At 63.5% G+C, this 12,415-nt stretch carries 10 protein-coding genes; 6 read left to right on the forward strand and 4 right to left on the reverse strand.

Annotated elements, in window-relative coordinates:
* Positions 1-18: 18 nt before the first annotated feature.
* Together NFX52_RS13610 and NFX52_RS13615 are read right to left on the reverse strand one after the other, a co-directional pair.
* Positions 19-453: an ExbD/TolR family protein gene (locus NFX52_RS13610; RefSeq protein WP_055396042.1), complete on the reverse strand. Its 435-nt coding sequence runs from the start codon at positions 451-453 to the stop codon at positions 19-21.
* Between the two features lies 1 nt (position 454).
* The gene (locus NFX52_RS13615) at positions 455-1,099 is read right to left on the reverse strand and encodes a MotA/TolQ/ExbB proton channel family protein (RefSeq protein ID WP_055396044.1); all 645 of its coding nucleotides are present in this window, start codon (positions 1,097-1,099) and stop codon (positions 455-457) included.
* A 352-nt stretch (positions 1,100-1,451) separates the two neighbouring features.
* Between NFX52_RS13615 and xseA the strand changes: the two genes are divergently transcribed.
* Positions 1,452-2,777 (forward strand): exodeoxyribonuclease VII large subunit, encoded by a 1,326-nt coding sequence (gene xseA, locus NFX52_RS13620; protein ID WP_055396046.1) that lies wholly within the window; start codon positions 1,452-1,454, stop codon positions 2,775-2,777.
* A 210-nt stretch (positions 2,778-2,987) separates the two neighbouring features.
* Positions 2,988-3,569, forward strand: coding sequence for a superoxide dismutase (locus tag NFX52_RS13625; protein WP_055396048.1), 582 nt, complete (start codon positions 2,988-2,990; stop codon positions 3,567-3,569).
* A gap of 283 nt (positions 3,570-3,852) precedes the next feature.
* Here NFX52_RS13625 and NFX52_RS13630 read toward each other — a convergent pair whose 3' ends face one another.
* Positions 3,853-4,350 (reverse strand): DUF192 domain-containing protein, encoded by a 498-nt coding sequence (locus NFX52_RS13630; protein ID WP_055396050.1) that lies wholly within the window; start codon positions 4,348-4,350, stop codon positions 3,853-3,855.
* A 156-nt stretch (positions 4,351-4,506) separates the two neighbouring features.
* Positions 4,507-4,752 (reverse strand): hypothetical protein, encoded by a 246-nt coding sequence (locus NFX52_RS13635; RefSeq protein ID WP_055396052.1) that lies wholly within the window; start codon positions 4,750-4,752, stop codon positions 4,507-4,509.
* 199 nt (positions 4,753-4,951) lie between these two features.
* On the opposite strand from NFX52_RS13635, the gene icd reads away from it, so the two are divergent.
* The 4 genes from icd (at position 4,952) to NFX52_RS13655 (ending at position 12,376) form a co-directional block, all read left to right on the forward strand.
* Positions 4,952-6,211, forward strand: coding sequence for an NADP-dependent isocitrate dehydrogenase (gene icd / locus NFX52_RS13640; protein ID WP_055396054.1), 1,260 nt, complete (start codon positions 4,952-4,954; stop codon positions 6,209-6,211).
* A 283-nt stretch (positions 6,212-6,494) separates the two neighbouring features.
* On the forward strand, positions 6,495-8,348 hold the full coding sequence (locus tag NFX52_RS13645; RefSeq protein WP_055396055.1) for a PAS domain S-box protein: 1,854 nt from the start codon (positions 6,495-6,497) through the stop codon (positions 8,346-8,348).
* Positions 8,345-8,740, forward strand: a complete 396-nt coding sequence (locus NFX52_RS13650; protein WP_055396057.1) for a response regulator — start codon at positions 8,345-8,347, stop codon at positions 8,738-8,740. Before NFX52_RS13645 ends, NFX52_RS13650 begins: the two co-directional genes overlap by 4 nt.
* An 18-nt stretch (positions 8,741-8,758) precedes the next feature.
* Positions 8,759-12,376, forward strand: a complete 3,618-nt coding sequence (locus NFX52_RS13655; RefSeq protein WP_055396059.1) for an EAL domain-containing protein — start codon at positions 8,759-8,761, stop codon at positions 12,374-12,376.
* Positions 12,377-12,415: the final 39 nt, after the last annotated feature.

Below are 12,415 nucleotides of genomic sequence, written 5' to 3' on the forward strand. Positions count from 1 at the left end.
CGGGGGCAGCCATGCGTGTCAGCGGCTGGGGCTGCGCGCCGCAGCCGATGACTGCGTGGCAAACGTGATCTGCGTGAGGCCCACGCGGCGCGCTGCCTCCATCACCGAAACCACGGACTGGTGCGGCGCCATCGCATCGGCACTGATGATGACCACACTGCCCGTGCCCGCTGTGGCGGCACTGCGCAAGGCCTGCGCGATCGCGTCCACGCTTTTGCCGTCCACGCCCGTCTTGTTGATGGCGTAGCGCCCGTCGGCGGCGACGGACACGATGACTTCCTTGGGGTGGTCGCGTTGCTGCTCGGCATCGGCCACGGGCAGCGTGAGCTGCAGCTCGGTGAACTTGCTGTAGGTGGTGGTCAGCATCAGAAAGATGAGGATCACCAGCAGCACGTCGATGAACGGGATCAGGTTGATCTCCGGCTCTTCCTTGGCGCGGGGACGGAAGTTCATTTCACTTCTTCCGCAAACGCAGGATGTGGCGCACAAATTGTTCCGAAGCCAACTCCAAGGTGAGCAGATAGGCATCCACCCGGGCGCGGAAGTAGCGCCAGAAGATCAGCGCCGGGATGGCCACGATGAGGCCAAAAGCCGTGTTGTAGAGCGCGATCGAGATGCCATGCGCCAGCTGCGCCGGGTTGCCGCCACCCATGGCCTGGCCCACGCCACCGCTGCCGGCCTGCGAGCCAAAGATCTCGATCATGCCGATCACCGTGCCCAGCAGGCCCAGCAAGGGCGCGGCCGAAGCGATGGTGGCCAGTGCCGACAGGTATTTTTCCAGCCGGTGCGCCACGGCGCGCCCCGCGCCTTCCATGGCGGCACGCAGGTCGGTCTCGCTGCACTGGGGGTTGCTGTTGAGGGTGCGCAGGCCGCTGGCCAGCACCTCGCCCAGGGCGGAGTTTTGCGCCAACTGGTTCACCACGTCGGGGGTGGGCACGGCCTTGGACGAGACCGTGATGGCTTCATCGAGCAATTTCGGGGGGGCGACACGGGCCGTCTTGAGGGCCACGAAACGTTCAAAAATCAGCGCCATTCCCAGGACGGAACACGCAATCAGGGGCCAGATCGGCCAGCCTGCGGCTTGTATGATGGACAGCAAATCTCTCTCCGCGCAGATGAAAGCAATCGGCGATTATGGCCCAGCTTGCAGGGCCCACCTCGTCACAAACCGTTACGTTGCTGTGCGCGCCGTCGCCCCATCTGCTCACCCACAAAATCTGTGGATAACTTTGTGGGCAACCACTGTTCCAGGCCACGCAAAGTGGCGCCACGCCGTGCTTGCAACAGATTGATGAAAAATTGCGCAATGAAAAAGCTATATAAATCAACAACTTGTACGTGCTCTGGTGTTTTGCGGGCGGTTTTTAGTTATGTGGCTGTGGTAACTGCCGCTGACCAGATTCTGTGGAGTACTTGCGCGGTGCGCGCGGCGCAAACGCCCGCCGTTTCTCATGTTTGAGCGCCCCAGCCCCGCAGTGGCGCCGCGCGTCTGGGAAGTTGGCGCGCTATGCCGCGCCATTGCTGATGCTCTGGAGGCGCGCTTCAATCCTGTCGCGGTGCGCGGCGAGATCACGGGCTTCTCGCGCGCATCCAGCGGACATTGCTACTTCTCGGTCAAAGATGCGAACGGCCAGTTGCGCTGCGCCATGTTCCGCCGTGCCGCCAGCCTGCTTGACTTTTCGCCGCGCGATGGCGAATTGGTGGAAGTGCGCGGCCGCCTTTCGGTGTACGAGGCGCGGGGCGATTTGCAGTTCATTGTGGAAAGCATGCAGCGGGCCGGGCAGGGCGCGTTGTTCGAGCAGTTCCTGCGCCTGAAGGCGCAGCTCGAAACGGAAGGCTTGTTCGACAGCGCCCGCAAGCGCCCGCTGCCTTTGCAGCCGCGTGGCATTGGCCTTGTGACGTCCACCGGGGCGGCGGCCCTTCACGACGTGGTCACGGCGCTGCGCCGTCGCGTGCCGCACATTCCGGTGGTGCTGGTGCCTGCGCAGGTGCAGGGCACCGCAGCACCTGCTTCGCTGGTTGCGGCGCTATCAAAACTGTATCTGCTTGCGCAAGCGGGACAAGCGTCAGGGGCTGATTTGACCAAAAATCCGCCCATTGACGTGATCTTGCTGGTGCGCGGGGGCGGTTCCATCGAAGATCTCTGGGCCTTCAACGACGAACAACTGGCCCGGACCATCGTGCAAAGCCCGGTGCCGCTCATTAGCGGGGTGGGGCACGAGACCGATTTCACCATCGCCGACTTCTGCGCCGACCTGCGCGCACCTACGCCCACCGCCGCCGCTGAGCTGGTGGCCCAGCCGCGCGATGTGTGGCTGGGGGCGCTCGGGCTGCTGGCTGGGCGTATCAGCGACGGCGTGCAGCGCCAGCTCGACACCCGGCACCAGCGGCTGGACCAGGCGGCGGCGCGGCTGGGCCGCCCGTCGGGCCTGGTGGCGCGTGAGCAGATGCAACTGGCACGCCTGGCCCAGCGCATGCGTCATGGAGTGCTATTAAAATTGCAGCGGCTTGCGCAATCCCAGAAAGCGCTGGAGGCCGACTTCCCTCAAAAAATGCAACGGCGCCTGGTGCAGCAGGCCGAGCGGCTCGACCGCGCGGCCTTGCGGCTGGAGCTGCTCGACCCGCGCCTGGTGCTGCATCGCGGCTACGCGCTGCTCACCGATACCGAGGGCCGGGCTGTGACCAGCGTGCGCCAGGCCCAGCCGGGCGATGCCCTGCGCGCCACACTGGCCGATGGCGTGGTGGACGTGACGGTGGCCCAGCCGCGACTGCTGTAACGGGGTGATGTCGCGGCGCGGTAGAAGGCGCGCCTCTGTAGGACAGCAGCGGTTTGTGGTGCTGCAGACCGGATCTGGGTGGCCTCACGCTGCACAGGTCACCTGATGTTCCTACAATGCCCCCTTCGCGCTGTGTCCGACTGCATTGCTCAGGAAAGAAAAGCGTTGCAGATGGCATCCCGGAATTTCAAACCACAAGGAAACACCACCATGGAACATACCCTTCCCCCGCTGCCCTACGCCATCGATGCCCTGGCTCCGCACTACAGCCAGGAAACCCTGGAGTACCACCATGGCAAGCACCACAACGCCTATGTGGTGAACCTGAACAACCTGCAAAAGGGCACCGAGTTCGAAGCCATGACGCTCGAAGAGATCGTCAAGAAGTCGAGCGGCGGCATCTACAACAATGCAGCGCAAATCTGGAACCACACCTTCTTCTGGAACTGCATGGCTCCCCGGGGCGGCGGTGAGCCTTCTGGTGCACTGGCTGCAGCCATCACCGCCAAGTGGGGCAGCTACGCAGCCTTCAAGGAAGCGTTCGTGAAGTCTGCCGTGGGCAACTTCGGTTCGGGCTGGACCTGGCTGGTGAAGAAGGCCGATGGCAGCGTTGACATCGTCAACACCGGCGCCGCCGGCACGCCGCTGACCACCGCCGACAAGGCGCTGCTCACCGTGGACGTGTGGGAACACGCGTACTACATCGACTACCGCAACATGCGTCCCAAGTTCGTTGAGACCTTCCTCGACAAGCTGGTGAACTGGAAGTTTGCCGAAGCCAACTTCGCCTGATGCGCGATCCGCGCCCCGCGAGTGACCTGTCCTGACGGACTGAGGTCTGCGGGCAACAAAAAACGGCCTTAGGGCCGTTTTTTGTTGGGGATTTTGAGGCGTTTTTGGCATCTAGCGCTTGCTGAATAAGCGCTGGTAGCTATATAAATGATAGTAAGCTGCACTCCCGGATCATGGGAGTGCGATGTCGGCAAGACAGCGCTTGGGCAAGCGGCAGGGCCCAGGGTCAAGGGCTATGCGGCTGTGGCATCCCGATCTGCGCAAGTCCCTGGGTGGTCCTGCGTCACTTGCGGCTGAACAGCGCTCCACCCAGCTTGGCGCCTGCCTTGATGTTTTTCTTGGCAAACCATCCCTGGTTCATCTCCAGCACGTAGCGCACCGGTTTTGCCGAACAGTGCGAATCCAGCGTCTGGGGCTTCATGTCGGCCAGGTTCACGATGGTGCCGTCGTCATCCACAAACGCTGCCGTGAGCGGCAGCAGCGTGTTCTTCATCCAGAAGCACTGCTGCGCGGGTTGTTCAAACACAAACAGCATGCCCTCGTGCTGGGGCATCTCCTTGCGATGCATCAGGCCGGTCTGGCGCTCCTGGGGCGTGGCGGCCACCTGGGCGTCAATGCGGTGCATGCCTGCGGTCAGTTCCACACGCTGCAAATTCAGCTGGGGGCCGTCCTGGGCCTGTGCCGTGGTGAACGGCAGTCCCGCAGCAGCGGTCAACAGCGCGGCGGCCACGGTGCGCCGTGTGGCAGCGGAAAAAGGCAAGGCAAGTGCAAAAGCGGTCATGGGCAAGGCTTTCTGGACAAGGGGGCAGCGTCCGCACAAGGGGCGCCGAACCGGCGGGCAAAAGAAGGGGAAAAGAACGGAAAAAGAAAACGCCCGCAGTAGCGGGCGATTTTGAAGCAATGTGCATGACCCCGCTAAGGGTGCTGCATGCCAGCGTCAGGCTGCCTTGTGGGTGGTCTTTTTCTTGGCGACCTTCTTGGTGGTTTTCTTTTTGGCCGTTTTGGTGGCCTTGGCCTTTGCCTTGGTTTTGGCGACGGGTGCGGGGGCAGCAGCTACAGGTGCAGCGGGTGCAGCCATGGGCGCTGGGGCTGCAGGGGCGGGGGCCGGAGCGGCTGCAGGCGCCTGTGCAAAAGCACTTGCACCCAACAGACCAGCCACCAGGACAGCGAGGAGTTTTTTCATATATGCCGTTTCCAGTGAAGGGGTTGAAAGAGAGGATCTGAAGCCGCGCAAACCTGCACGGCTTCGCCCGCAACGATAGCAGCGGCGCGCAGGCTGGCAGGGACTTTGCCCAAAAAATTGTCATTAGAATTGACTGGCTACCGAGCGCTTTGCCCCATCTGCTGAATCTGCTTCAGCTTCCACAGGAGACACCCCTTCCATGACCAGCTACCAGCACATCAAGGTGCCTGCCGAAGGCCAGAAAATCACGGTCAATGCCGACATGTCGCTGAATGTGCCGGACCAGCCCATCATTCCCTTCATTGAAGGCGATGGCACGGGGCTCGACATCACGCCGGTGATGATCAAGGTGGTGGACGCTGCGGTGGCCAAGGCCTATGGCGGCAAGAAGAAGATCCACTGGATGGAGGTGTATGCGGGCGAGAAATCCACCAAGGTCTACGGCCCTGATGTGTGGCTGCCCGAAGAAACCCTGCAGGTGTTGCGCGAGTACGTGGTGTCGATCAAGGGCCCGCTGACCACGCCCGTGGGTGGCGGCATCCGTTCGCTGAACGTGGCACTGCGCCAGGAACTGGATCTGTATGTCTGCCTGCGCCCCGTGCAGTATTTCAAGGGCGTGCCTTCGCCGCTGAAAGAGCCCGAAAAGACCAACATGGTGATCTTCCGCGAGAACTCGGAGGACATCTATGCCGGCATCGAGTTCGAAGCCGAGTCGGACAAGGCCAAGAAGCTCATCAAGTTCCTGCAGGACGAGATGGGCGTGAAGAAAATCCGCTTTCCCAACACCTCGGGCATTGGCGTCAAGCCCGTCTCCATTGAGGGCACCGAACGCCTGGTGCGCAAGGCCATCCAGTACGCCATCGACAACGACAAGCCCAGCGTGACCATCGTCCACAAGGGCAACATCATGAAGTACACCGAAGGTGGCTTCCGCGACTGGGCGTACGCCCTGGCGCAAAAGGAGTTCGGTGCCGAGCTGATCGACGGCGGCCCGTGGTGCAAGCTCAAGAACCCCAAGACGGGCAAGGACATCACCATCAAGGACAGCATTGCCGATGCCTTCCTGCAGCAGATCCTGCTGCGCCCGGCCGAGTATTCGGTGGTGGCCACGCTCAACCTCAATGGCGATTACATCTCCGATGCGCTCGCAGCCCAGGTGGGCGGGATCGGCATTGCGCCCGGCGCCAACATGTCCGACTCGGTGGCCTGTTTTGAAGCCACCCACGGCACGGCCCCCAAATATGCAGGCAAGGACTATGTGAACCCCGGCTCCGAAATCCTGTCGGCCGAGATGATGCTGCGCCACATGGGTTGGATCGAGGCCGCCAACTTGATCATCAGTTCGCTGGAGAAGTCGATAGCCTCCAAGAAGGTGACTTACGACTTTGCCCGCCTGATGGACGGAGCCACCCAGGTGAGCTGCTCGGGTTTTGGCCAGGTCATGATCGACCACATGTAAGCCAGCGCGGCTTTTGCGCCGTTTCGCAAGCCCCTGTTCCCTTGTTGGTGCAGGGGCTTTTTGTCGTCTGGCGGCTGCAGGGCTCCGCCCAGGGCCAAACTGCCCCGATGGTCGGCGGCGCGGAACTGGCAGTGGCATTTCAGAGTTGGCAATCGGGAGGCTTCCCGCCTAAGATGGGTCCAGCCATGGGCCCGCGCGGGGCGATGGCACGGGCTTGCATCCGCAGTCGCACACAAACACAACAACGGGATGCAGAGGGATGGGTCCCCACAGGGAGTTCTGCATGGCATCTGATTTTTCTGCCGCATATTGGGAGCAAAACCCCGATGCGCTGCTGGTGCTGTCGCCTGAGGGGGTGGTGCTCAACTGGAACCCGGCTGCCGAAGCGATCTTTGGCTATGCACCGGCAGAGGCTCAGGGCAGGCGCCTCATTGATCTCATTGTTCCCGAGAACCGGGCCCACGAAGAAGACGAGATCCGGGCCGAGGCCCTGCGGGGCCTGAGCAGCACCGTGCACGAGTCGGTGCGCCGCCGCAAGGATGGATCGCTCGTGCATGTCAACGTGTCCACCAAGGCCGTGCGCGACGAAGCTGGCCAGCTGCTGTACTTTCTGTCGAGCAAGAAGGATGTCACCCAGCTCAAGGTCCAGCGCGAGGCCAAGCTGCTGGAGGCGCGGTTCCGTGACCTGCTCGAATCCACACCCGACGCGATCGTGATGGTCAACGTGACAGGCCGCATCGTCCTGGTCAACTCCCAGGCCGAGCGCGTGTTTGGCTATGAAAGGACCGAATTGCTAGGGCAGGCCGTGGAGGTGTTGTTGCCACACCGCTACCGCGGCGCGCACCTGGGGCACCGCAGCGGGTTCTTTGGGGCGCCGCGCACGCGCACCATGGGTGCGGGGCTGGAGCTGCATGGCCTGCGCAAGGATGGTGGCGAGTTTCCAGTGGAGATCAGCCTGAGCCCGATCGACACCGAAGAAGGTGCGATGGTGATGAGCGCGATCCGAGACATCACCGACCGCAAGCGGGCCGACCAGAAGTTCAAGGACCTGCTCGAAGCCGCGCCGGACGCGATGGTCATCGTTGACCGCGACGGCCGCATCGTGCTCGTCAACTCGCAGGCCGTGAAACTGTTTGGCTGGAGCCGCAGCGAACTCCTGGGTCAGAAGATCGAGCTGCTGGTGCCAGAACGCTTCAGCGGTCGGCACCCTGAGCACCGACGCGGCTTTTTTGCCGAACCACGCTCCCGCTCCATGGGGGCTGGCCTTGATCTGTATGGTTTGCGCAAGGATGGTTCCGAGTTTCCAGTCGAGATCAGCCTGAGCCCGCTGGAGACGGAAGAAGGCCTGTTTGTCTCCAGTGCGATCCGCGATGTGACGGAGCGCAAGCGGATCGAGCGAGCCTTGCGCGACAAGAACCTGGAGCTTGAAAATGCCGCCTTGGTCAAAGACCGCTTCCTGGCCAGCATGTCCCACGAACTGCGAACCCCGCTGAACGCCATCATCGGTTTCACGGGCACCTTGCTCATGCAGCTGCCGGGGCCGCTCAACCCGGAGCAGGACAAGCAGTTGCGCATCGTGCAGACTGGGGCGCGGCATCTGCTTTCGCTCATCAACGACCTGCTCGATGTGGCCAAGCTCAGCGCCAACAAGGTGTCGCTCCACAAGGAGCTGCTTGACTGCCGCAGCATTGTTGCCGAGGTCGCCGCCACGCTGGAGCCCGAGGCCGTGCGCAAGGGCCTGGTGTTTAGTGTGCATGCCCCCGCCCAGGCCGTGCAGTTGCACACCGACCGCCGGGCCTTCAGCCAGATTCTGATCAATCTGGTGGGCAATGCCATCAAGTTCACGCCGCAGGGGCGTGTGGATGTGATGCTGGAGGAGACCTCGTCGGCCCAAGGGCGCACTGTGCAGGTTCAGGTGCGCGACACCGGGCCTGGCATTCCGCTGCAGGAGCAGTCGCGGCTTTTCGAGGCCTTCTCCCGGGTCGAAAGCGCCGACCGGCGTCACCACGAAGGCACCGGCCTGGGCCTGCACCTGAGCCGCAAGCTTGCCGAAGCGCTGGGGGGCAGTGTGGGGCTGGAGAGCGCCGAAGGGCAGGGCAGCACGTTCATTGTGGAGTTTCAGGAGACCAGCCCATGAAAGCCACCATCCTGGTCATCGAAGACGATGATGCCAGCCGGCAACTCGTCACCTACCTGCTGGAAGCCGCGGGCCACCGTGTGCTGGCCGCCGAAAACGGCGCCCTGGGCCTGGGGCTGGCGCTGGCCGAGGGGCCCGACCTGATCCTGTGCGACCTGCAAATGCCGGTGATGAATGGCTATGAGGTGGCACAAAGCCTGCGCTCGCACCATGGGTGGCGTGTGGTGCCGCTGGTGGCTGTGACCGCTTTTTCGATGCCGGGTGACCGCGAAAAGGCCCTTGAGGTGGGTTTTGACGAGCACCTGTCCAAGCCCATCACGCCCGAAACCTTCGTGAGCCAAGTCGAGGCGTTTCTGGGTTCTTCATTCCACGCGCCGCCGGGCGCAGCCTGACGTTGGACCCCGGGTAGCATGGCCAAGATCCTTGTTGTCGATGACCTGCCGGCCAACCGTGCGCTGGTGGTCACGCTCATCGGGCACAGTGGCCACCAGGCCCTGGAGGCCGCAGACGGTGCCGAGGCCCTCGCCCTGGTGCGTGCCGAGCGTCCCGATCTGGTGATCTCCGACATCCTGATGCCGACCATGGACGGGTACGAGTTTGTGCGCCAGCTGCGCACAGACCACCAGCTCGCCGCAACCCAGGTGATCTTCTACAGCGCGCACTACCGCGAGCAAGAGGCCCGCAACCTGGCCCTGGCCTGTGGGGTGACGCAGGTGCTGGTGAAGCCCTGCGAGCCACAGGACATCACCTCGGCCATTGAGCAGGCCTTGTCGCAGGTGCCGCCGCAGCCCTTCCACCCGATGGAGCACAGTTTTCAGACCCGGCACCTGCAGCTCATGACGGACAAGCTCACCGGCAACGTCGCCGAGCTGGAGGCCATGAACCGGCGTCTGGCGGCCCTGACCGACCTGAACCTGCAACTGGCCTCCGAGCGCGACCCGCAGGTGCTGCTGGCCAATGTATGCCGTGGCGCGCGCGAACTGGTGGGGGCGCAGTATGCGGTGCTGTGTGTGGTGCGCAAGCAAAGCGATGCCTCCATCGTGTGCACCAGCGGCATCGAACCTGCGCTGAGCGGGCTGCTGGACCTGCCCGTGGTATCGCACGGCCTATTGGGGCAATTGCGCGCCGCGCGCCGCTCTGAGCGGCTGGTCAATGAAAGCGGTGCGCCGAGCGACATCGGCCTGCCTGCAGGCTACCCGCCGCTGCACACTGGCTTGATTGCGCCCATCACTTCGCTCTCGTTCTCCTATGGCTGGATCTGCCTGGCCAACAAGCAGGGGGAAGATGCGTTCACGGCCGACGATGAAAAAGTCCTGGCCGTCCTGGGCGCGCAGGTGGGCCGTATCTACGAAAACGGCAGCCTTTATATCGAGATCCAGAAGCATGCCGAGCAACTGCAGGTGGAAGTGTTCGAACGCCAGCGGGCCATGGACGCGCTGCGCGCCAGCAAAGCCAGCCTGCGAAGGGCGCAGGCACTGGCAAAAATCACCCATGTGATCAGCGGTGCTGATGGTGCTTTCGAGAGCTGGCTCGACACGCTGCCCGATATGCTGGGGCTGGGGGCCGATGCCATGCCCAAGTCCGCGCGCGAGTGGCTGGCGCTGGTACACCCGCAAGACCGCGACATGTTCCGCCAGCATGCGCTGCAGGCCGCACAGCAAGGCGCCCGCCTGGATTTCACCTACCGCCTGTTGCGCGCAGATGGCGAACTGCTGCATTTGCGCCAGGTGATGGAGCCCTTGGAGGATGAGGCTGGCCGGGGCGAGCAGGGCCGCTGGTTCAACACCATCCAGGATGTCACCCGGGAGAAACGCGCCGAGGAAGAGCTGCACGAAAGCGACCGCCGTTTCAATGACATGCTCGACAAGGTCGAGATGATCTCGCTGATGCTCGACTGCGAAGGGCGCATCACCTATTGCAACGACTACCTGCTGCGCCTGACAGGCTGGGAGCGTGAAGAGATCGCTGGCCGCAACTGGTTTGACATGTTTGTGCCCCCTGAGATGGGCAATGTGCGCAGCGTGTTTGCCGATGTGCTGGCGGACCGGCCTTCGGCCTGGCACTACGACAACGAGATCCTCACCCGCTCGGGCGAGCGGCGCCTGGTGCACTGGAACAACACCGTGCTGCGCTCTGTGGGCGGACAGGTGACGGGCGTGGCCGCGCTCGGTGAAGACATTACCGAGCGCCGTGAGGCCGAGCGCAAGATCAAGCGCCTGAACCGCGTGTACGCGATGCTCAGCGGCATCAACACCCTGATCGTGCGGGTGCGCGACCGCGAGGAACTGTTCCGCGAGGCGTGCCGCATTGCGGTGGAGCACGGCCATTTCCGCATCGCCTGGATAGGCCGCGTGGACCGCGCGGCGCAGCAGGTGGTGCCGGTGGGGCTGTCGGGCGTAGAGGCCGATTTTGTGCACAACATCCGCGACCGACTGGGTTTGTTTGACGTTCCCACACCGGGTGAAAGCCTCGCCGCCGCAGTGGTGCGCACTCGCAAGGCCGTGCTGTGCGACGACATCAGCGGCGACCCACGCGTGATGCTGCGCGATCAACTGCGCCAACGGGGTGTGGCCAGCATTGCGGTACTGCCCATCCTGGTGGGCCAGGAGGTCGCCGCCACACTGGCCCTGCTGGCAGACGAGGTGGGCTTCTTCGACGAGGCCGAGATGAAGCTGCTGACAGAGTTGTCCGGCGACATCGGTTTTGCCCTGGACCACCTCGACAAGGAAGACCGGCTGAGCTACCTGGCCTATTACGACGAAATCACCGGGCTGCCGAACCGCACCCTTTTTCTGGAGCGCACCGGCCAGCACCTGCGCCCGCGTGAGGGCACACGGCCTCTGATGGGTATTGCGCTGATGGATATCAGCCGCTTTCGCTTTGTCAATGACACACTGGGGCGGCAGATGGGCGACGAACTCCTCAAGCAGGTCGCGCAGCGGCTGCAGCACGCCAGCCGCGATGTGTACGACGTGGCACGCATTGGCATCAACAGCTTCGGCATCGCCGTGACCGACGCACGCGATGCGGGCGCGGTGGCCATGGCGGTGGACTACCTCCTGCGCGCCTGTTTTGACACACCCTTTGCGCTGAGCGGCACCGAGCTGCGCATGGCCGCCAAGGCTGGCGTGGCCTTGTACCCCATGGATGGCGCTGATGCCGAAACGCTGCTGCGCAATGCGGAGGCCGCCGTCAACAAGGCCAAGGCATCGGCAGACAGCCTGCTGTTCTACATGTCGGAGATGAATACCCGCGTGGCCGAGGCCCTGGGCATGGAAGGCCGCCTGCGCGATGCCCTGGAGCGCGGGCAGTTTGTTCTGCACTACCAGCCCAAGCGGTGCCTGTCCACTGGTGCCCTGGCAGGCGCAGAAGCCCTGATCCGCTGGAACGACCCTGAGCGGGGGCTGGTGCCGCCGGGGCTTTTCATCCCCATCCTGGAGGAAACCGGCCTAATCTACGACGTGGGGCGCTGGGCGCTTGGGCAGGCACTGGCAGACAACCAGCGCTGGCGGCAGGCCGGCCATGCGCCGTTGCGGGTGGCGGTCAACGTGTCGTTTCTGCAGCTGCGCCACCGCAGCTTCGTGGCCGAGGTGCGCGAGGCGCTGGCCTTTGACCCGGCCGCAGGGGCCGGGCTGGAGCTGGAGATCACCGAGAGCATGGTCATGGAGGATGTGGAGCACAGCCGTAGCAGCCTGCACGCCCTGCGCGAGATGGGCATCACGATTGCCATTGATGACTTCGGAACCGGGTTCTCATCACTGAGCTACCTGGCCACGCTGCCCGCTGACACCCTCAAGATCGACCGCTCTTTCATCATGGGGATGGACACCGGACCGCAAGGGCAGGCGCTGGTCTCCGCCATCATCAACATGGGGCACTCGCTGGGGCTCAAGGTGGTTGCCGAAGGCGTAGAAACTGACGAACAATGCGGCCGGCTCGCGCTGCTGGGCTGTGACGAAATCCAGGGCTACCTGCTCAGCAGGCCGGTGGCCGCCGAGGTGTTTGAAGCCCGCTTCCTAGCTTCCTAGTCCACTGAATCCGAGAAATCGGCGGTGCGCCGGGGCTGC

Origin of the sequence: Acidovorax facilis, from assembly GCF_023913775.1 — a bacterium.
Classification (GTDB): Bacteria; Pseudomonadota; Gammaproteobacteria; order Burkholderiales; family Burkholderiaceae_C; genus Acidovorax; species Acidovorax facilis.